Origin of the sequence: Pseudomonas sp. BN414, assembly GCF_029871275.1 — a bacterium.
In the GTDB taxonomy this organism is placed as follows: Bacteria; Pseudomonadota; Gammaproteobacteria; order Pseudomonadales; family Pseudomonadaceae; genus Metapseudomonas; species Metapseudomonas resinovorans_C.
In genome coordinates this window covers 21,759-40,654 of record NZ_SSOL01000072.1, presented here as the reverse complement: position 1 = coordinate 40,654, position 18,896 = coordinate 21,759, and the positions used below count along the sequence as shown (strand labels likewise).

18 protein-coding genes are annotated in these 18,896 nt (G+C 65.1%); 10 read left to right on the top strand and 8 right to left on the bottom strand.

Translation table 11 applies throughout. From position 1 onward, the window contains the following. Nucleotides 1–146 precede the first annotated feature (146 nt). Together E8E95_RS19595 and E8E95_RS19590 are read right to left on the bottom strand one after the other, a co-directional pair. On the bottom strand, nt 147–3,230 hold the full coding sequence (locus E8E95_RS19595; protein ID WP_280352999.1) for an efflux RND transporter permease subunit: 3,084 nt from the start codon (nt 3,228–3,230) through the stop codon (nt 147–149). Nucleotide 3,231: 1 nt separating this feature from the next. Next, the gene (locus tag E8E95_RS19590; RefSeq protein ID WP_280352996.1) at nt 3,232–4,329 is read right to left on the bottom strand and encodes an efflux RND transporter periplasmic adaptor subunit; all 1,098 of its coding nucleotides are present in this window, start codon (nt 4,327–4,329) and stop codon (nt 3,232–3,234) included. Nucleotides 4,330–4,472: 143 nt separating this feature from the next. Here E8E95_RS19590 and E8E95_RS19585 point away from each other — a divergent pair, with 143 nt between their 5' ends. Next, nucleotides 4,473–4,613 (top strand): hypothetical protein, encoded by a 141-nt coding sequence (locus tag E8E95_RS19585; RefSeq protein ID WP_179059293.1) that lies wholly within the window; start codon nt 4,473–4,475, stop codon nt 4,611–4,613. Next, nucleotides 4,610–5,809, top strand: a complete 1,200-nt coding sequence (locus E8E95_RS19580; RefSeq protein ID WP_280352991.1) for an MFS transporter — start codon at nt 4,610–4,612, stop codon at nt 5,807–5,809. Before E8E95_RS19585 ends, E8E95_RS19580 begins: the two co-directional genes overlap by 4 nt. Nucleotides 5,810–5,882: 73 nt before the next feature. Here E8E95_RS19580 and E8E95_RS19575 read toward each other — a convergent pair whose 3' ends face one another. Together E8E95_RS19575 and E8E95_RS19570 are read right to left on the bottom strand one after the other, a co-directional pair. Then, nucleotides 5,883–6,446, bottom strand: coding sequence for a carboxymuconolactone decarboxylase family protein (locus tag E8E95_RS19575; protein ID WP_280352988.1), 564 nt, complete (start codon nt 6,444–6,446; stop codon nt 5,883–5,885). A gap of 10 nt (nt 6,447–6,456) precedes the next feature. Next, nucleotides 6,457–7,785 carry an aspartate aminotransferase family protein gene (locus E8E95_RS19570; protein WP_280352985.1) on the bottom strand — a complete coding sequence of 443 codons (1,329 nt, stop codon included), beginning with the start codon at nt 7,783–7,785 and terminating at the stop codon, nt 6,457–6,459. 385 nt (nt 7,786–8,170) lie between these two features. Here E8E95_RS19570 and glnH point away from each other — a divergent pair, with 385 nt between their 5' ends. The 5 genes from glnH to E8E95_RS19545 all read left to right on the top strand — a co-directional run bounded on the left by glnH (nt 8,171) and on the right by E8E95_RS19545 (nt 12,363). Then, nucleotides 8,171–8,914: a glutamine ABC transporter substrate-binding protein GlnH gene (gene glnH, locus E8E95_RS19565; protein ID WP_280352982.1), complete on the top strand. Its 744-nt coding sequence runs from the start codon at nt 8,171–8,173 to the stop codon at nt 8,912–8,914. A gap of 33 nt (nt 8,915–8,947) precedes the next feature. Beyond that, the gene (gene glnP / locus E8E95_RS19560) at nt 8,948–9,604 is read left to right on the top strand and encodes a glutamine ABC transporter permease GlnP (RefSeq protein ID WP_280352979.1); all 657 of its coding nucleotides are present in this window, start codon (nt 8,948–8,950) and stop codon (nt 9,602–9,604) included. Next, nucleotides 9,601–10,323 (top strand): glutamine ABC transporter ATP-binding protein GlnQ, encoded by a 723-nt coding sequence (gene glnQ / locus E8E95_RS19555; protein WP_280352976.1) that lies wholly within the window; start codon nt 9,601–9,603, stop codon nt 10,321–10,323. Before glnP ends, glnQ begins: the two co-directional genes overlap by 4 nt. Nucleotides 10,324–10,337: 14 nt before the next feature. Next, nucleotides 10,338–11,372 carry a C45 family autoproteolytic acyltransferase/hydolase gene (locus E8E95_RS19550; protein ID WP_280352973.1) on the top strand — a complete coding sequence of 345 codons (1,035 nt, stop codon included), beginning with the start codon at nt 10,338–10,340 and terminating at the stop codon, nt 11,370–11,372. 94 nt (nt 11,373–11,466) lie between these two features. Next, on the top strand, nt 11,467–12,363 hold the full coding sequence (locus E8E95_RS19545; RefSeq protein ID WP_280352970.1) for a MurR/RpiR family transcriptional regulator: 897 nt from the start codon (nt 11,467–11,469) through the stop codon (nt 12,361–12,363). Nucleotides 12,364–12,585: 222 nt separating this feature from the next. On the opposite strand, the gene E8E95_RS19540 is transcribed toward E8E95_RS19545, so the two are convergent. After that, nucleotides 12,586–13,209, bottom strand: a complete 624-nt coding sequence (locus E8E95_RS19540) for a response regulator (RefSeq protein ID WP_280352966.1) — start codon at nt 13,207–13,209, stop codon at nt 12,586–12,588. Continuing rightward, nucleotides 13,206–14,642 carry an ATP-binding protein gene (locus tag E8E95_RS19535; RefSeq protein WP_280352963.1) on the bottom strand — a complete coding sequence of 479 codons (1,437 nt, stop codon included), beginning with the start codon at nt 14,640–14,642 and terminating at the stop codon, nt 13,206–13,208. Before E8E95_RS19535 ends, E8E95_RS19540 begins: the two co-directional genes overlap by 4 nt. Nucleotides 14,643–14,871: 229 nt before the next feature. Here E8E95_RS19535 and yghU point away from each other — a divergent pair, with 229 nt between their 5' ends. Then, nucleotides 14,872–15,711: a glutathione-dependent disulfide-bond oxidoreductase gene (gene yghU, locus E8E95_RS19530; RefSeq protein ID WP_280352960.1), complete on the top strand. Its 840-nt coding sequence runs from the start codon at nt 14,872–14,874 to the stop codon at nt 15,709–15,711. A gap of 84 nt (nt 15,712–15,795) precedes the next feature. Here the strand turns inward: yghU and E8E95_RS19525 are convergent, their stop codons facing one another. Then, a complete protein-coding gene (locus E8E95_RS19525) occupies nt 15,796–16,410 on the bottom strand; it encodes a DUF4157 domain-containing protein (protein ID WP_280352958.1) in 615 nt (204 codons plus the stop codon). Between the two features lie 261 nt (nt 16,411–16,671). Here E8E95_RS19525 and E8E95_RS19520 point away from each other — a divergent pair, with 261 nt between their 5' ends. Both E8E95_RS19520 and E8E95_RS19515 read left to right on the top strand, forming a co-directional pair. Further along, nucleotides 16,672–16,857, top strand: coding sequence for a GyrI-like domain-containing protein (locus E8E95_RS19520; protein ID WP_280353246.1), 186 nt, complete (start codon nt 16,672–16,674; stop codon nt 16,855–16,857). Between the two features lie 137 nt (nt 16,858–16,994). Beyond that, nucleotides 16,995–17,699, top strand: a complete 705-nt coding sequence (locus tag E8E95_RS19515) for a transporter substrate-binding domain-containing protein (protein WP_280352955.1) — start codon at nt 16,995–16,997, stop codon at nt 17,697–17,699. Between the two features lie 23 nt (nt 17,700–17,722). Here E8E95_RS19515 and E8E95_RS19510 read toward each other — a convergent pair whose 3' ends face one another. Continuing rightward, nucleotides 17,723–18,625, bottom strand: coding sequence for a LysR family transcriptional regulator (locus E8E95_RS19510; RefSeq protein ID WP_280352952.1), 903 nt, complete (start codon nt 18,623–18,625; stop codon nt 17,723–17,725). Between the last annotated feature and the right edge of the window lie 271 nt (nt 18,626–18,896).

Sequence of the window (18,896 nt, the reverse complement as noted above, 5' to 3'; positions counted from 1 at the left end):
TCCACCCGAAGAAGAGCTCCCGGATTGCACCGAGTTACGGGTGCCTCAATTGTAGGTTGGGTCGGGCGGCGTTCCGCGAGCGCAGCGAAACCCAACGCGGAGGCCACGAGGCCTGAGTGTTGGGCCGCGCTGCGCTTGGCGCCAACCTACGTCAATGCCACGTGCTCCTGGTTGCTGGTCTCCGGCTTCTTCGCCCGCAACACCAGTGCACACAGCGCCGGCAGGAACAGCAGGGTCAACACGGTGCCCACCAGCACGCCGCCAATCAGCACATAGGCCAGGGATGACCAGAACACCGAGAAGGTCAGTGGGATGAAGGCCAGCGCAGCTGCCAGGGCGGTGAGCAGCACCGGGCGGGCGCGGCGTACCGTGGCTTCGATGATGGCCTCGCGCAGGGGGCGGCCGTGGGCCAGTTCCTGGTCGATCTGGTCAGTGAAGATCAGCGTGTTGCGCATCAGGATGCCGCCGATGCCGATCAGCGCCAGGATGGCATTGAAGCCGAAGGGCTGATTGAACAGCAGCAGCGCCGGCATGGCGCCGATCAGGCCCAGGGGGGCTGTGGCGAAGACCATGAACATCCGGCTGAAGGAACGCACCTGGAACATGATCACCACCAGTGTCAGCAGGATCATCACCGGGAACAGCACGGCCAGGGCCTTGTTGGCCTTGGCGCTTTCTTCCACCGGGCCGCCGATGGTCACCTTGTAGCCGGCCGGCAGCTTGGCGATCAGCGGTTGCAGGTCGGCGAACACGGCCTTCTCCACATCCGGCGGCTGGGTGCCCTTGATGATGTCGGCGCGCACTTCGAAGGTCAGTGCACGGTCACGGCGCTTGAGGATCGGGTCCTCCATCAGCGGTTGGAAGCGGCCCACTTGTTCCAGCGGCACCGACACGCCGGCGGCATTGGTGATGGTCAGCCCCTCGATACCGCCGAGGTTTTCCCGCTGGGTGTTCTGGGCTCGCACCATCACGGCCACGGTGCGGGTGCCTTCGCGCACTTCGGTCACCGGATTGCCGGTGAGCAGGGCGTTGAGCTGGCTCTTCACTTCATTGGGCGTGAAGCCGAGCAGGCGCAGGCGGTCCTGGTCCAGTACCAGACGATAGGAGCTGCTGCGTTCGCCCCAGTCGACGAAGGTGTCGCGGGTCATGGCGTTGGCGGCGACCACGGCACGCACCTCTTCGCTGATCTGGCGCAACTGGTCGAGGTTGGGACCGGACACGCGGAATACCACCGGGAACGGCACCGGCGGGCCGAACACTAACTGAGTGACGCGCACCCGTGCCGAGGGGAATTCGCCGGCGGCGATGCGCGCTTGCATGCGTTCCCTGAGGGCATCACGGGCCTTGGAGTCGGCGGTCTGCACGATGATCTTGGCGAAGGCCGGGTCCGGCAGTTCGGGGTTCAGGGACAGGAAGAAGCGCGGTGCGCCGCCGCCCACGTAGGCGTCGACCAGTTTGGTCTGGGGTTCTTCCAGCAGGGCTTTTTCCACCTCAGCGACCACGGATTCGGTGGCCTTGAAGGCGCTGCCCGGCGGCATGTAGACCTCCACCAGCAGTTCCGAACGGTCGGAGTTGGGGAAGAACTGCTTCTTCACGATGCCCATGCCCAGGCCGCTGGCGATGAAGGCTGTCACCACCAGGGCAGTGACGGTCTTGCGGTGGTTCACGCACCAGGTGACCAGGGCGCGCAGGCGCTGGTAGAGGCGGGTGGCATAGAGCGCTTCATGGCCACCAGCGACGGGTTGGATCTTCGGCAGCAACTTCACTCCCAGGTAGGGCGTGAAGAACACCGCCACCACCCAGGAGGCGAGCAGGGCGAAGCCGACGATCCAGAAGATGTTGCCGGCGTACTCGCCCGCGCCGGACTTGGCGAAGCCCACCGGCAGGAAGCCGATGACGGTCACCAGGGTGCCGGTGAGCATGGGCGCTGCGGTGGAGGTCCAGGCGAAGGTGGCGGCCTGGATGCGGTCGAGGCCTTCCTCCAGCTTCACCACCATCATCTCGATGGCGATGATGGCGTCGTCCACCAGCAGGCCCAGGGAAAGGATCAGCGCGCCGAGGGTGATCCGGTCGAACTCGCGGCCGGTCATCAGCATGATCACGAAGACGATGGACAGGGTCAGCGGCACGGCGGCGGCGACCACCAGACCGACGCGGAAGCCCAGGGCCAGCAGACTGATCAGCATCACCACGCCGAGGGCGACGAAGAACTTGAGCATGAACTCGTTCACCGCGATGCGGATCTTCTCCGCCTGGTCGGAGACCTTGTCGAACTTCACGCCCAGGGGCAGTCCGGCATGGATGCGGTCCTCCTCGGCCTGCAGGGACTTGTCCAGTTCAAGGCCGTTGAAGTGCGGTTCCATGATCACGCCGAGCATCAGTGCCGGTTCGCCCTGGTGGCGGATGCGGTAGCTCGGCGGGTCCTCGTAGCCGCGTTTGACTGTGGCCACGTCGGCGATGCGCAGCAGCTTGCCGTTGGCGTTGATCGGCACGTTCTCGATCAGCTTCAGGCTGTCGAAGGCGCCATCCAGACGGATGTAGGCGCGTGGGCCGCTGGTTTCGACGAAGCCTGCCGGCGCCACGCCGTTCTGCTTGCCCAGGGCTTCGAAGATCTGTTCGGGTTTCAGGCCGAGGGTGGCCAGGCGCTGGTAGGAAAACTCGACGAAGATGCGCTGGGCCTGTTCGCCGAGGATGTTGACCTTCTTCACCCCAGGCAGGTTGAGCAGGCTCTGGCGCAGGTCCTCGGCCATCTGCACCAACTGGCGGTGCGGCAGTTGGTCGGCCTCCAGCGCGTAGAGGGCGAAGTAGACGTCGGAGTATTCGTCGTTGAAGAAGGGGCCGACCACGCCTTGCGGCAGGCGCTTGGCTTCGTCGGAGAGCTTCTTGCGGGTCTGGTAGAAGAGCTGCTGGATGTCGCCGGGTCGGGTGGAGTCCTGGTACTGCAGCTTCATCGAGACGAAGCCGGGTTGGGCGATGGTTTCCACCCGGTCGTAGAAGTCCAGTTCCTGCAGGCGCTTCTCCAGGCGGTCCGCCACCTGTTCCTGCATCTCCCGCGCGGTGGCGCCCGGCCAGGCGGCGGTGATGGTCATGGTCTTGACCGTGAAGGACGGGTCTTCGGCACGGCCGAGCTTGTTGAAGGCGATGGCGCCGGCGACCAGCGTGGCGATGATCAGGAAGAGGGTCACCGCCCGATTGCGTACCGCGAATGCGGAAAGGTTGAAGCGGCTCATCTCAGTTCTCCAGGGCCAGCGACGGCGCCGGCAGTTCGCGCACGCTGTCACCGGCGTTCAGCAGGTGGGCGCCGAGGGCGACGATGCGCTCACCCGGCTGGATGCCGCCTTCCAGTACCGCTTCTTCCTGCTCCAGGCGCACCACGTGCACCGGGCGCAGTTCCACCGTGCTGTCCGCCTTGATGACCCAGACGCCGGTGCCCTGGCCCTTGTCGTGCAGGGCGCCCAGCGGCACGCGCACCAGTTGCTGGTGGTCGGCGCCGTCCAGTTGCAGGGTGACGGTGGACCCGATGGCCAGGGCGGAGGAGTCTCCGCCCAGGGTGTAGCGGGCGCGGAAGGTGCGGGTGGTGGTATCCGCCGCGGCAGAGAGCTCGCGCAGGGTGGCCGGTACTGCGTCGCCCGAGGCGCCGTAGGGATAGGCGCGGGCTGTGTGGTTGGCGAGGGAACGCTGGGTTTCCGGGATATCGATCACCGCCTCGCGCGCGCCGTCATGGGCGAGGCTGGCGACGATCTGGCCTTCGGCGACGACCTGTCCACGATCCACCCGCACATCGGTGATCACGCCGTCGCCATCGGCCTGCAAGGTCGAGTAGGTGCGGCGATTCTCCACCTGGGCCGCTTCGGAAGTGGCGGCGGCCTGCTCGGCCTGGGCGACCCGCAAGCGCGTGGCGGCCTGGTCGTACAGCTGACGGGAGACCGCGCCGGTGCCGGCCAGGCGGCGATAGCGGGCTTCGTCGTCGCGGGCCTGGCGCAGCTCCGCTTCGGCGGCGGTGACGCGGTTACGGGCGGTGCGCAGGGCCAGTTCGAAATCGGTGTTGTCCAGCACCAGCAATACGTCGCCGCGCTTCACGCGGGTGCCTGGGTCCACCTTGCGGGCAATCACCTTGCCGCCGACGCGAAAGCCCAGGTCGCTGGCCGTGCGGGCCGCTACCACGCCGGTATAGAGCGCATTCTGCTGGGCGGCCGCTTGTACGTCCGCTGCCAGGACCGCCCGTGGCTGGGGCGCGCTGACCGAGGTATCGGCCTGGCTGTTGCAACCGCTCAGCGCCAGCAGGGCAGCGGGGATCAGGGCGAGTAGGGCAAGGTGCGGGCGATTCATGGAGCGATCCTCGGATTGGGCGGCATCAGGGCGAAGCACCGCAGGTCGAAAATATGATAGGCATAATCTAATTTCGTGTATATATGTCACTCGTCATCTAATTCGTCAGCCCAAGGGCGAAGCGACCAACGGAGGTGCATGCGATGTGCAATGAACAACAAGCAGCAGAGAACGGCCTGGCCTGCGTTGCGCCGTCCGCCGTCAGCCACGACGACTGGCAGGCCCTGGAGTGGCAGCTGATGGTGCTGGCGCTGGAAGCCGAAGCAGCAGGAGACCTGTCATGAACCCGTCGCGCCTGCTGCTGGCCATCCTCATGGTGCTGACCGCCATGGGCGAAATTTCCACCCAACTGATCATTCCCGCCCTCGGTGCCCTGGAGCAGGGACTGGGTGCCGACCACGGCGCGAGCCTCGCGGCGCTGTCCGCCTTCGTTGCGGCGTTCGGGCTCGGGCAATTGCTGCTGGGGCCGCTGTCCGACCGGGTCGGCCGCCGGCCGGTGCTGATCGGCGGGCTCAGCCTTTACCTGGCTGCCACCGCCTGGATGTTCCTTGCCGACAGCATGACCGACTTCATTCTCGGACGCGTGGTCCAGGGGCTCGGCGCTTGTGCGGCGCTGGTGCTGGCGCGGGCCATCGTGCGCGATGTATGGAAGGCCCAGGCCGCGCCCGCCCTGGCGCTGACGGTGATCGGCATGCTCAGCGCCATCGCCCTGGCGCCCATGGTGGGCGGGCTGCTCACCCAGTGGGGCAGCTGGCACGCGCCCATCCTGGCTTCCCTGACCATCGGTAGCCTGGCGCTGCTGGCGGTGTTGGCCTTCTACCGGGAATCCAACCCCAGCCTCGATCCCAAGGCCGGCCACCCGGCGACCCTGGCGCGCAACTATTTCGACCTGCTCAAGCAGCCTTCCAGCCGGGCCCTGGCGTTCACCCTGGCCGGCACTTACGGGGCAATGTTCGCGGTGGTGGCCGGCTCATCGGCTGTCTATATCGGCCTGCTGGGCCTGAGCGCTGCTGAATATGGCTTGGCCTTCGGTGCCACCATTTCCGGACTGATCGCCGGTGCGCTGTTCACCCAGCGCAAGATCATGCAACTGGGCCCGCAACGTATCGTCGGTATCGGCGTGAGCCTGGTGGCCACGGGTGCCCTGACCACCTTGCTGGTCCACGCCACGCTGGGCTTGTCGGTGCTCGGCCTGTCGTTGCCACAGGTTCTGGTGACCCTGGGCGGCGGCATGCTGATTCCGGCTTCGGTGGCCGGCGTGGTCATGCCCAACGCCCACCGCGCCGGGCTCGCGGCCGGCTTGATGGGATTCTCCCAGATGCTCGGTGCGACCTTGAGTGGCCTGCTGCTGGGCGCGCTGCAGGATGGCAACTCCTGGCCGATGGTCGGCGTGCAAGCCGTGTTCGCCGTGGCGGCGATCAGCGGGTTCACCCTGATGACCCGCAAGGCACGCAGCGCGGCGGTTTCTGCGGCGGGGTGAGGGAGGCAGTGAATGCGCTTCACCTCGCCATGGGTGAGGCCGTTCGCGACTCGAAAAGCCGCGCATACCGCAATCAAGGTTCGGCGAAGGGCAGTGGCGTATCCGTTCCGCGCCGAACGTTGAACACATTCAGCGTCATGGCCACCAGCGCGTAGTAGCCGAATACACCGACCAGTTCCACCGTCGCCGGCTCGCCGAAGGCCGCAATGGCCTCGGCGTAGAGCGCGTCGTCGATACGGCGGGTCGCGTAGAGCGAGCGGCCGAGGCGATAGATGATGCGTTCGTCGTTCTGTTCGAAGGCTGGTTCGCGGCCCTGGCGCAAGGCGTCGACTATGGCGTCGCTGACGCCGGCCTGGCGGGCGATGGGTTCGTGGATCTGCCATTCCGCCTGGGACTGCCACCAGGACGCGGTGAACAGGATGGCCAACTCGGTGAGACGCAGAGGAAGGCGGGTGCCGTAGCGGCAGAAGGCGCCGAGGCGCTGAGCCTGATCGGCAAGCTCGGGGCTGTGGATCCACGCGAGGAAGGGGCCGTCCAGGTTGCCGCGTGGGCCGCTGAGTATGGCCTTCAGCACAGTGCGTTGGGCGTCGCTCATCCGGGCTTCGTCCAGCGCGGTCAGTCTTGATTCGATCTTCATCGGCGGTTCCTCACACCTCGGCCAGCGCAATGCGCAGGGCGGCGTCCAGCTTGTCGACCAGTTCATCCAGGTGCGTTTCCTCAAGGATGAAGGGCGGGGCGAGGAGGATGTGATCGCCCTGGCGGCCGTCGAGGGTGCCGCCCATCGGGTAGCACATCAAGCCTTGGGACATTGCGGCCTTCTTCACCTTGGCATGGAGCTTCAGCGCCGGGTCGAAGGGCGCCTTGCTGGCGCGCTCGCGCACCAGTTCCACGCCCTGGAACAGGCCCCGGCCACGGATGTCGCCGACATGCGGATGGGCCGCGAAGCGCTCTTGCAGGCGGGTTTGCAGGGCTGAACCCAGCCCGCGCACGCGGGGCAGCAATTGGCGTGTTTCGATCGCTTTCTGCACGGCCAACGCGGCAGCGCAGGCGGTGGCGTGGCCGATGTAGGTGTGGCCGTGCTGGAAGAAGCCCGAGCCCCGGCGGATAGCGTCGACGATGCGGCCGCTGACCAGGGTTGCACCGATGGGCTGGTAGCCCGCGCCCAGGCCCTTGGCGATGGTGATCAGGTCGGCGCTGATGCCTTCCTGCTCGGCGGCAAAGAGGCTGCCGGTGCGCCCCATGCCGCACATCACTTCATCGAGGATCAGCAGCACGCCGTGACGGTCGCAAACTTCGCGCACCCGTTTGAAGTAACCGGGCACCGCTGGCACAGCGCCGAGGGTGGCACCTACCACCGGCTCGGCGATGAAGGCCATCACCTTGTCGGCGCCGAGCGCGAGGATTTCTGTCTCCAGCTCTTCGGCCAGCCGAATGCCCAGGGCTTCCGGCGTTTCATCGGCGCGTTGCTCGCGGTAGGCGTAGCAGGGGCTGACGTGGCTGACATCGATCAGCAGCGGCTGGAACTGCTGGCGCCGCCAGGCGTTGCCGCCCGCGGCGAGGGCACCGAGGGTGTTGCCGTGGTAGCTCTGTCGGCGCGCGATCACATGGCGCCGCTGCGGCTGGCCGACTTCCACGAAGTATTGGCGCGCCAGTTTCAGTGCGGCTTCCACTGCCTCGGAACCACCGGATACGAAGTACACCGACTCCAGCCCCTCAGGCGCGCGTTCGATGAGAAAGTCCGCCAGTTCTTCCATCGGCTCGCTGGTGAAGAACGACGTGTGCGCATAGGCGAGTTTGCCGACCTGCTCGCGAATCGCCTCGATCACGTTGGCGTCGCTGTGTCCCAGGCAGGACACGGCCGCGCCGCCGCTGGCATCCAGGTAGCGCTTGCCCTGACTGTCGATCAGGTAGGGGCCGTCGCCCTGGACGGCGGTCGGATAGCTTTGGGTCAGGCTGCGGTGGAATACGTGGCTCATGGTGTCCTCCGGTGCTTTTGGCAAAGAATATCTGCAAAAATATTGAGTGCAATAAAAATTTGCAGATTGAATTTGCACGAAGAGGAGGCTGTGATGGTCGGAATAAAGGCTTTAACCCCATATTTGTTGGGGTTTGGTGGATTCGTCAGGCGGCGCTTGCGGTCGTTGATTTGCGCAAATCGATATTGCATTTATGAAAAATGCATGTTTATCTTGCTCGAAAGCATGGTGGCCGTGCAGACCGTCTCTGACGCTGTGGCCTAGCAGCTAACAACAACAAACCAGCGGGTGTCTTCCTCGGGTCCTGCTGAACCTTGACTGCCAGAAACGCCTGAAGCCGCACCGGCCAGGGCCAGTTCGTCCACGACCGAGAGGAAGCATGCAAATGAAGCACCTGCTCAAAGCAGCCCTGGCTGCACTCGCTATCGCCGCAACCACCCACGCCAATGCCACCGACAAGGAACTGCTGGTCGCTACCGATACCGCCTTCGTGCCCTTCGAGTTCAAGCAGGGCAACGAATACGTCGGCTTCGATATCGACCTCTGGGCGGCCATCGCCAAGGAGCTGGGCTGGAAGTACACGCTCAAGCCCATGGACTTCAACGGCATCATCCCCGCGCTGCAAACCCGCAACGTAGACTTGGCGCTCGCCGGCATCACCATCAAGGAAGAGCGCAAGCAGGCCATCGACTTCTCCGACGGCTACTACGACAGCGGCTTCCTGCTGATGGTCCGCAGCGACAACGACAGCATCAAGGGCGAGGCGGATGTCGCCGGCAAGACCCTGGCGGTGAAGAGCGGCACTTCTTCCGCCGACTACGCCAAGGCCAATCTCAAGACCAGCGATCTGCGCCAGTTCCCCAACATCGACAATGCCTACCTGGAACTGCGCACCGGCCGTGTCGACGCCGCCATGCACGACACGCCGAACGTCCTCTACTACATCAAGACCGCCGGCGAAGGTCAGGTCAAAGCCGTTGGCCAGCAAATGATGGCGCAGCAGTACGGCATCGGCTTCCCCAAAGGCAGCGAGCTGCGTGAGCCGGTCAACGGTGCGCTGAAGACGCTCCGTGAGAACGGCACCTATGCGCAGATCTACCGCAAGTGGTTCGGCACCGACCCGCAGTAAGCCCATCCCCGAAATTGAAGTAGGAGCAGAGCAATGATTTTCCAATGGGATGCCATCTGGAGCGCGCTGCCCGTGTTGCTGGAGGGTGCCAGGCTCACCCTCTGGATTTCTATCCTCGGGCTTCTGGGTGGGGTGGTCATTGGCCTGGTCGCGGGCTTTGCCCGCGCCTATGGCGGCTTCCTCAGCAACCGGCTGGCGCTGGTGTTCATCGAACTGATCCGTGGCACGCCGATCATGGTGCAGGTGATGTTCATCTATTTCGCCCTGCCGCTGATGGTGCCGGTGCGCATCGATCCGTTCGGCGCAGCGGTGGTCACCATCATGATCAACTCCGGTGCCTACATCGCCGAGATCACCCGCGGCGCGGTGCTGTCGATCAACCGTGGTTTCCGCGAGGCAGGGCTCGCGCTTGGCCTGTCGGGCCGCGACACCCTGCGCTATGTGATCGCGCCGCTGGCCTTCCGGCGGATGATTCCGGCCTTGGGCAACCAGTGGATCGTCAGCATCAAGGACACCTCGCTGTTCATTGTCATCGGTGTCGCTGAACTGACGCGCCAGGGCCAGGAAGTGATCGCCGGCAACTTCCGCGCGATGGAAGTCTGGACGGCAGTGGCGATCATCTACCTCATCATCACCCTGGCCCTGAGCTACACCCTGCGCCGTATTGAAGGGAGATTGAAAATTCTATGATCGAGTTCAAGGGCGTCTCCAAGCACTTTGGCAGTACCCAGGTGCTTCACGACATCGACCTGAAGATCGGCAGCGGCGAAGTGGTGGTCATCATCGGCCCATCCGGTTCTGGCAAATCGACCTTGCTGCGCTGCATCAATAAGCTGGAAGTCATCAGCGGTGGCCAGCTCTACGTCGATGGGTTCGAGGTCAACGACCCCAAGGTGGAAGAGCGGCTGATCCGTCAGGAGGCCGGCATGGTCTTTCAGCAATTCCACCTGTTCCCACAGATGACCGCGCTGGAAAACGTCGCCTTCGGCCCGATTCGCGTACGGGGTGCGAAGAAGGCCGACGCCGAGGCCCTGGCCCACGAACTGTTGGCCAAGGTTGGTCTGGCCGAGCGTGCCGGACACTATCCGTCGGAGCTCTCCGGCGGCCAGCAGCAGCGCGTGGCCATTGCCCGTGCATTGGCGGTGAAGCCCAAGCTGATGCTGTTCGACGAGCCCACGTCAGCGCTGGACCCGGAGTTGCGTCATGAAGTCCTGGGCGTGATGAAGGACCTGGCGGAGGAGGGCATGACCATGGTCATCGTCACCCACGAAGTGGATTTCGCCCGCAAGGTGGCCAGCCGCCTGATCTTCATCGACAAGGGCCGCATCGCCGAAGACGGCGACCCTGCCGCGCTCATCAGCAACCCGCCGAGCCCGCGCCTGCGCGAGTTCCTTCAGCACGTTTCCTGAACAGGTAGAGAGTCATGGCATTCACTCACCTCCAGCTTGGCGGCAGCGCCTTTGAAATCGGCGTCGGCCTGGGCCGATTCGGCCGCGAAGCGGTGCATCGCCACCTGCGCCCTCTGGAGCTCTGGCAGCGCCTGGCGAGGCTGGCGGCCAGCGAGGCGGCACGCAGCATGCGTGCCGACGTGGAGCGACGCTTCCCGCGTTATTGGCAGGAGTTCGAAGGTCTGGCCGCCGGCCTGGAACTGCCGGTGGAGGAAGTCTTCCTATGGAACTGCCGTGGTGATTTCGTGCAACCGCAGAGCGTGGATGGCTGCACCACGGTGCTCGGCCCCACCACCGGCGGCACCCTGATTGCCCACAACGAGGATGGCTTTCCGCAATTGCGCGGGCATTGCGCTCTGGTCAGTGTCGCGCCTGAGCAAGGTCTCGGCTTCACCTCGTTCGTCTACCCCGGCTCCATTCCCGGCCACACCTTCGCAGTGAACGAAAAAGGGTTGGTGGTGACGGTGAACAACATCCGTCCCCAGAGCATTCCAGCGGGCCTTCCCCGGCAGGTGCTGGGACGCGCCAGCCTGGATGCGGCGAGTATCGACGAGGCTGTGGATATCCTCTCCAGCCCAGGCCGGGCCGGTGCCTTCCACCACGCGCTGGGGCAAGCGGGCAGTGATCGCCTGGTGAGCTTCGAGGGCACCTCCGAGCGCGCCTCGGTAGTCGAGGTCGTGCGTCCGTTCGGACATTCCAACCACCTGGTGCATCCGGCGCTGGAGAGCGTTGCCCAACGAATCACCGGTAGCTCCGGCAACCGCCAGCAGCGCGTGGACGGTCTGGTCGCCGGCCTTGGCGAGCGATTGGACGGTAGCCAGGCATTGGCGATCCTGCGCGACACCTCGGACGCTGAGCTGCCGGTCTATCGCAGTGCGGCCGATGACCCGGACGACGAGAACACCCTGGCCACCGCCCTGTTCCTGATCGGTACGCAGGCGGTGGACTGGGCGGTGTACACGGAAGCGAAAACCGGCACTCCGACCCTCGCTGGCCGGCTCGTGGTTTGACACGGGGGCGCCCATCGCGGTTGGGCCAACGGCCCGCTACTATGGGCACCTGCCGCCGGGAAGACTCCCGGGAAACCTTCAGATGGATGCTGTCATGGCGAATGCCCCAGATACCTTGGCCGGCTTGAAACTGCTGCTCGAAGCCATCGAGCGGCGCGAGGCCGATATTTCCCTCGGCAGCAGCTCGCGGCGTGTGCTCACCGCCTTGATCGAGGCGCCGCAGCGTGCGGCTGTGTCATCCATCAGCGAACTGGCCGAACAGTTGGGGGTGAATCCTTCTACCTTCTCGCGCCTGGCGCAGAAGCTGGGCTACGGCGGTTTCAGTCGATTCCAGGATGTGTTCCGTCGTGAGGTCACCGAAGGGCGAACCTTCTACAGCGACCAGGCGTCACGCCTGCTGGCGCCGAGCAATGGCAGCAATGACAGCATCGGCCAGCTCACCCGCCTCGGACGCCAGGAAAGCGCCAACATGGCAAGCATGATCGAGCAGGTGGATTGCGCCGATTTCGATGCCACCGTCGAACTGCTCACCAGCGCCCGGCGCGTGCGCATCCACGGTATGCGCCAGTTCACTTCCCTGGCGCTTTTCATGGCCTACGCCCTGGGCATGCTGCGCCCGGACGTGGCTCCGCTGGATGCCGCCCGGCAGGGCGTAGCCGATGCCCTGGCGCAGCTGGACGAAGGTGACGTGCTGGTGGTGGCGAGCTGCTTCCCGTACACCCCGAGCGTGCTGGCGACGGCGGAAGTGGCGGCCAAGCACGGCATCAAGGTCGTCGCGCTGACTGATTCCAGCAGCTCGCCTCTGGCCAGGATCGCCCGCTATAGCTTCTATGTGCCGAACCAGAGCCTGTTCTTTAGCAACAGCATGTGCGCCTTCATGCTACTCGCCGAGGGCATTCTTAGCGCCGTGGCCGGCCGCCTGGGCGAGGCCTCGGTGGCCGCGCTCAAGCACCGCGAGACGCTGATCTCCGAGCTCAACGCGTCGCTCTGACCGTCAGGCCTTTTGTGGCACCAGCTTGCTGCAGTTTTCCTTGCGCGATTGGTATCTCTGGGCAAAACATCGCCGGCTCGCCAGGCACAAGGCAGCGGTATGTGCTGGGCATTGAGCGCCAGCAGTACGAAGTCGGGCATGTCGTCAAATTGAGGTGCAGCCAGTGCGTCCCGAAAGACTCGGTCGCGGTATTCGCCCGACTACGGGAGGGTCTCCGTAACGCTACGGCGGTGAGTCGAGCAGGCTGGCGTACTGGCGGATGAGTTGAGCCAGGGAATCGGCTTCGAGCTTGGCGAAGACGTTGGCCCGGTAGGTTTCCACGGTGCGCGGCGACAGCTCGAACTCGCGCGCGATCTCCTTGTTGCTCAGGCCCTGGACGATGCGTTCCAGCACATCGCGCTCGCGACCCGAGAGGCGCGTCAGTCGGTCCGCCGCGGCCTGGGTCACCGCCTGGCGCTCGCGGCTGGCGATGTGGGTGCGCACGGCGGCCTGCACCGCGTCGAGGAAGACATCGTCGTCCGTCGGCTTCTGCAGGAATTCCATGGCGCCGCCCTTGAAGGCGCGGCGGCAGAGGTCGACGTTGGCGTGTCCGGTGAGCATCACCACCGGCAGGTCGGAGGCCTCCGCCAGTCGTGCCAGCACGTCCAGCCCGCCGATGCCCGGCATGCGGATATCCAGCACCACGCAGCCGATGGCCTGCGGCGACAGCGTGTCGAGAAAGGCCTGGGGATCGCCGAAGCCTTCGCTGCGCAGGCCGACGCTGCGTAGCAACAGCGCCAGGGCGTCGCGCACGGCATCGTCATCGTCAACCAGGTACACCAGCGGCGAGTGTGCGGGAAGGCTCATGCGTCGGCTCCGGCGAGGGGCATGCGCAGTGTGAAGCCGGCGCCCCGTGGATCGAGGTTGCGGACACTGATGTGGCCGTCCATGGCGCCGGCGAGGGTTTCGCACAGCGTCAGGCCCAGGCCCATGCCTTGCGGCCGCGTGGTGTAGAAAGGCTCGAACAGGCGCGGCAGCGAATCGGCGGGAATACCCGGACCATCGTCGCTGACACTGAATGCATAGCCGCCGTCTTCAACGCCGCCGCAGAGGGCGATGTTGCGGGTGCCTGGTGCGTCGGCGGCGTTCTGCACCAGGTTGTGCAGGATCTGCTCCAGGGCCACCCGGTCGCCTCGGGGGCGGGCGCCCGGCGAGGCGTTGCGCCAGGTCAGGCGAATGCCGCGGCGCGCCAGCTCCTGTTCGCGCAGGAACAGCAGCGAAGCCGCCAGCGCGTCCGGATCGACCGCTGTGCGCGGTGACGGCGAACTGGGCTGAACCAGCTCGCGCATGCGCTGAATGATGTCGGCCGCACGGTGTGCCTGTCCGGCGCTGGCGAGCAGGGCCTGGCGGACCGCTGGACGTTCGTCTTCGTCATCCAGCAGGCGCTCGGCGGCCCGCACCTGGGCGAGGATCGCGGTCAGCGGCTGGTTCAGTTCGTGGGCGATGCCCGCCGCCATCTCGCCCAAGGTGCTCAGCCGTGTCATAGCGGCCAGGCGCGCTTCCTCCTGTTGCCGCCTGGCATCGGCGCGCGACCGCTGCCAGGCCGCGAAACCGGCCACCACGAGGCCACTGGCGACCGCCCAGGCCAGCCATTCCAGCCAGGGCCAGTCGGCGGGCGTCAGCAGGCGCCAGCTGTGCAGGGGAAAGGGTTGGCTGACCGCCCCCAGGGGTTTGTGCAGGTCGATCAACCAGCCCATTGAGTCGGCGCCGGATTGGCGTGCCAGCAGGGTGAGCGGACCGGCGCCCACATCCAGCGTCAGCATCGCCAGCGAAGGGGGAAAGTCGCTGGCCGGGATGAGTTGGCGCGCGTCCAGCAACAGGCTCCAGCTCGATGGCGCCACCAGCCAGTAGCGGGCTTCGTCCAGCGGCAACGTGACGGGACGCTTCAACTGGCGGGCCTGCTCGACCGCAGCGGCGAAGTTCGGCGGGGCGGCGAGGCTGCCCGCCCAGTTTCCGTCACGCAGAAAACCCAGGCCCAGCAGTTGCGGCATGGAGGGTTGCAGGCTGGGGAGCAGGCGTTCGGGAATTGGCGGGTGCGACAACGCGGCCAGGGTGGCCAGCACGGCTTCGTGCTGCACCGTCTTCTGGCTGAGCATGCGCTGGGCGATGCTGGTGTCCTGGAAGAAGCGCTCATGGCGGTCGGCATAGTCCTGCCAGCCAATCCACGCGGCAACCGGGCAGAACAGCACCAGCCAGAGCAGGAATGTGCGGAGATGGGTCAGGGGGTTCACGCGGGGCATCATGCCTGGTCCGTGCGGACGGCGGCCATCCGTAGGGCTACGGAGGATGCATGTGATCCCTTGTGGGGGGCAAGGTGGGGCTCGTCTAGCGCGGGCATCAATCGGGCCTTATCGGGAACTCGAGTGAGCATGGCCGCCCCTTCGCCGGTTGGCCACCCCAGAAGCTGCTGTCGCCCTACAATGCTCCGGGTTCCTTTCAAGACCATCAGTCCTGCATCAGGGGGTTCACATGTCCGACGCACACTATGTTCCGCCCAGGGTGTGGCAGCACCTTGCGCCGTCCGGGGGCGAGTTTGCCAACATCAATCGGCCGGTCGCAGGGCCAACCCACGAACGCGAGCTGCCGGTGGGCAAGCATCCGTTGCAGCTCTATTCGCTGGCCACGCCCAACGGGGTGAAGGTGACGGTCCTGCTGGAAGAGCTGCTGGCCCTGGGGCATGCCGATGCCGAGTATGACGCCTGGCTCATCCGCATCACGGAGGGTGAGCAGTTTTCCACAGGCTTCGTTGGGATCAATCCCAACTCGAAGATTCCCGCCCTGGTGGATTACAGCCAGGAAGTGCCGATCCGTGTCTTCGAGTCGGGCTCGATCCTGCTGTACCTGGCGGAGAGGTTCGGCCACTTCCTGCCCACGGACCTGGCAGGGCGTACCGAAACCTTGAACTGGCTGTTCTGGCAGATGGGATCGGCGCCCTACCTTGGCGGAGGTTTCGGGCATTTCTATGCGTACGCGCCGGAGAAGTTCGAGTACCCGATCGATCGGTTCACCATGGAGACCAAGCGCCAGTTGGATGTCCTGGATCGTCGTCTTGCCGAGCACCGCTACCTGGCGGGTGATGACTACACCATCGCCGATATCGCTGTATGGCCGTGGTACGGCCAATTGGTGCGGGGGAACCTGTATTCGGCAGCGGAATTCCTCTCCGCCCATGAGTACATCCACGTCCTGCGCTGGGCCGAGGAAATCGCCGAGCGGCCCGCGGTGAAGCGTGGCAGGCGGGTCAATCGCACCTGGGGTGAGCCGGAAGAGCAGTGCCCGGAGCGGCATCAGGCATCCGATCTGGATTGATCCTCGCCAGGCGGAGGCGAGGGGCGAGCTGACTTCTAATCGCCCGGTGCCGAATCGTCAGGAAGGTTTGGGCAGATGGCCGACTCAGAGTTTCCTGCCGCTGCTGGCCACCGTCGGCTTCAACGCCCGCGCCACTTCGCCCTGGATCTTGTAAGCCGGCGCTTCCACCGAGTTGTAGTCACGGGTGTAGCGCTTGGCGAAGTCCGCCACGCCCCATTCCAGGTACTGCTTCACGTGATGCAGTTCGTGGGCCCAGAGGGCGACGTTGTTCTCTGCGTCGTCCTCGTTGCGGAAGACGATCACGTCTACCAGCGTCACGGCCTCCACATCCGGGTTCTGCATCAGGGTGTTGGCGGCGTTCGCCTCGGTGTCGACCCCCACCTTGTAGCGCGCCGTGTCCAGCACCTGCAGGTCGTAATAGGGCTCGAGCTGTGCACGGATGTGCAGTGGAATGGGATGCAGCAGGGTGGCGGGCATGTTGTTGCGCGACTCCACGATCCACTGTTGCAGGCTGGCAGCGGCCATCTGGTTGACGCCTTCCAGCAAAGGCGCCATGTCTCCCTGGTTGCCCGGCGCGCAGAAGCAGGTCACCACACACACCTGCGATTGCCCGCTGGGGCAGGCGAGGGCGGCAGTGGAAACGAAGGGCAGGGCGAGGATGGTCTGACGCAGGAAACTGCGAAGGGATACAGCGAACAAGGAACCTCCCGGAGGCGCTGACGGAGCGCGCCATTATGGACAGCGGCGGCGGGGATTGGTTGCGCAATTCCCGTCCGGCTGTCGGCGAAGGAAATGGCTGTGTCCGCATTAAGTGTTGCAAGTGGCTGGATCGCCAGTAGGAGCTGGCTTGCCAGCGAATGGCCCCGTTTCGCTAGCAAGCTAGCTCCTACAAGGCCCCTGGACCGATGGCCGATCTCTGGCAACAGCTAACGCAGACATAGCCGAGGAAATCGCCGCACAATCACCATCAAGTGCCATCATCTCCACCCCGGCCTCCACGAGACCTTTGCGGCGATCTTCCAGCGTTGGTTGCCGCAGTCCGGGTTACAGGCTGCCGATGCGCCGGAGTTCGAGTACTACAGTGCCGATTTCGATCCCATGGCCGGAACCGGCTGGGTGGAAGTCTGGGTGCCGATGAAGGACTGAAAAGGGGGAGACTCGCGGGTTGCTGCCGGCCTAAACTGAGCGGCATTTTTCGTCAGGCCCCCTGTCCATCCATGCCGAGTACGCAGGTATCAAGTCGTTGCCGAGCGTTGTGGTTCGTCGCGCTGCTGATTGTCAGCGTGTGGCCGCTGTTGGGTCACGCCAGCCAAACGGCCGAGTACCGTATCGGGGTGGAGCAGGTGGACTACTACCCCATCTATTCCGCAGTGCCGCCAGGCAACGAGTACCGCGGTTATGCCCGCGACTTGCTGGACCTCTTCGCCGCCCGGGAAAACCTGCGCTTTACCTATGTGGCGCTGCCGGTGCGGCGACTGTTCCACGTCTACTGGAGCGGGCGACTCGACCTGGTCTTCCCCGACAACCCGCGCTGGGACGTGGCGCACAAGCCGGCCGGAATCACCTACTCGCAACCGGTGTTGCAGTTTCAGGACGTCATGCTGGTGCTGCCGGAGCGCAAGGGCCAGGCGCGGGCGAGCTTCCGTCGGCTCGGCTTCGTCCGTGGCTTCACGCCGTGGAAATTCCAGGGCGATATCGCTGCCGGGCGGGTGGTCATCAAGGAGGCGCCCAATCCCGAGGGACTTATCCACATGGCCATGGCCGGCTACATCGACGCCGCCAACATGGCGCAGCAAGTGGCGAACTTTCACCTCAAGCGCCTGGGACGCGAGGGCGGCTTGGTGATCGAGCCGACATTGCTGCCACTCAGCGACAGCTACTACCACCTCTCCAGCATCCGCCATCCGGAGCTCATCCAGCGTTTCGACGCCTTTCTCCAGCGGGAGCAGGTGGCGATACAGGCGTTGAAGGCGAAATACGGCTTCTGAGAGCGGCGCAGGTCATCAGACCGTCAGGTCAGCTCGAAGGCGTCCATCAACTCGGCGAGAAAGGTGCTCACCAGTTCGCTCTGCCGGGTGGAATGGCGCACCGCCGCATGGAACTGCACTTCATAGCGGAACTGCTCCGGGTTGAGGGCGCGGAGCTGGTCTAGTTCTACGTGGCGAGCCGCGTAATGCTCGGGCAGGAAGCCCAGGTGCTGGCCGGAAAGAATCAGCAGGGCAGCGCCATCCATGCTGTCGGTAAGTGCAGTCATGCGTTCGATGGAGGTCGGTGCCGGCATTTCCGGAAGCGGGTGGCTGGGCCAGACCCATTCGTGCTCGGCCACGTCCGCATCCTCTAGCGCCCCCGCGTGGATATAGAGCGGGTGGGACGCACTGCAATAGGCCGACTGGGTTTCGCGGAACAGGGCCAGGTAGTCGAGGTTGTCGAGGCGCCGCCAGAAATAGCCGATGGCCAGGTCCAGATGGCCGTTGATGAGCTTCTCTTCGAGGAACGACGACGACAGTTCGGTGAACTGGAAGTACAGCCCCTGGTTGCGCGCGCGCAGGCGTGCGATGGCCAGGGCGATCTTCTTGTTGGCCGTGGGGTCGATCTGCCCCAGCAGGCCGATGTTCAGCGTGCCGGATAGGGTGCGGTTGATGTGCTGCACTTCCAGGCGAAAGCCCTCGGCTGCGGCCAGCAGGCGCCGCGCCGCGTCGACGAACTGGCTGCCCTTGGCCGTCAGGGCGAAGCCGGCCCGGCCGCGTTGGCAGAGGCGGAAGCCGAGGCGGGTTTCCAGTGATGCGAGCTGCGCGCTGATGGTGGGCTGCGAGGTGTTCAACGCAGTCTGTGCAGCGGAAATGCCGCCGGCCTCGACAACCGCCAGGAACACTCGGATCAGGCGGATATCCAGTTCGGATACGTTGCCCAGCATGGGACCTCCGTGGGTGCATTACATAGAAGGCGATCTATGTGAACAGTTGGCCCGCGCTATTTTACGAGTTCGGCAGGGCACCTAGATTGCTGCTTCAGCGATGGCTCCATCCCCATCAGGATGCCGGGAACAGCCAGATCGCCGGGCGTCATCATAGGGCGCCGCCGAGGACGTTCGCCACAGGGTTCGGGCGGCGCCATCTCACCCAACATAGATGAACCCGATGTATGGCTGGCGCCTTGCGTGGCCCGCCGACCGCATCATCACAAGA

Bases quoted from the DNA above. Each gene is read 5' to 3' on its own strand.
- E8E95_RS19535 (WP_280352963.1), bottom strand. From the start codon at position 14,642: ATGCCCCGCGTGAACCCCCTGACCCATCTCCGCACATTCCTGCTCTGG.
- yghU (WP_280352960.1), top strand. From the start codon at position 14,872: ATGTCCGACGCACACTATGTTCCGCCCAGGGTGTGGCAGCACCTTGCG.
- E8E95_RS19580 (WP_280352991.1), top strand. From the start codon at position 4,610: ATGAACCCGTCGCGCCTGCTGCTGGCCATCCTCATGGTGCTGACCGCC.
- E8E95_RS19595 (WP_280352999.1), bottom strand. From the start codon at position 3,230: ATGAGCCGCTTCAACCTTTCCGCATTCGCGGTACGCAATCGGGCGGTG.
- glnQ (WP_280352976.1), top strand. From the start codon at position 9,601: ATGATCGAGTTCAAGGGCGTCTCCAAGCACTTTGGCAGTACCCAGGTG.
- E8E95_RS19545 (WP_280352970.1), top strand. From the start codon at position 11,467: ATGGCGAATGCCCCAGATACCTTGGCCGGCTTGAAACTGCTGCTCGAA.
- glnP (WP_280352979.1), top strand. From the start codon at position 8,948: ATGATTTTCCAATGGGATGCCATCTGGAGCGCGCTGCCCGTGTTGCTG.
- E8E95_RS19570 (WP_280352985.1), bottom strand. From the start codon at position 7,785: ATGAGCCACGTATTCCACCGCAGCCTGACCCAAAGCTATCCGACCGCC.
- glnH (WP_280352982.1), top strand. From the start codon at position 8,171: ATGAAGCACCTGCTCAAAGCAGCCCTGGCTGCACTCGCTATCGCCGCA.
- E8E95_RS19540 (WP_280352966.1), bottom strand. From the start codon at position 13,209: ATGAGCCTTCCCGCACACTCGCCGCTGGTGTACCTGGTTGACGATGAC.
- E8E95_RS19550 (WP_280352973.1), top strand. From the start codon at position 10,338: ATGGCATTCACTCACCTCCAGCTTGGCGGCAGCGCCTTTGAAATCGGC.
- E8E95_RS19590 (WP_280352996.1), bottom strand. From the start codon at position 4,329: ATGAATCGCCCGCACCTTGCCCTACTCGCCCTGATCCCCGCTGCCCTG.
- E8E95_RS19585 (WP_179059293.1), top strand. From the start codon at position 4,473: ATGTGCAATGAACAACAAGCAGCAGAGAACGGCCTGGCCTGCGTTGCG.
- E8E95_RS19510 (WP_280352952.1), bottom strand. From the start codon at position 18,625: ATGCTGGGCAACGTATCCGAACTGGATATCCGCCTGATCCGAGTGTTC.
- E8E95_RS19575 (WP_280352988.1), bottom strand. From the start codon at position 6,446: ATGAAGATCGAATCAAGACTGACCGCGCTGGACGAAGCCCGGATGAGC.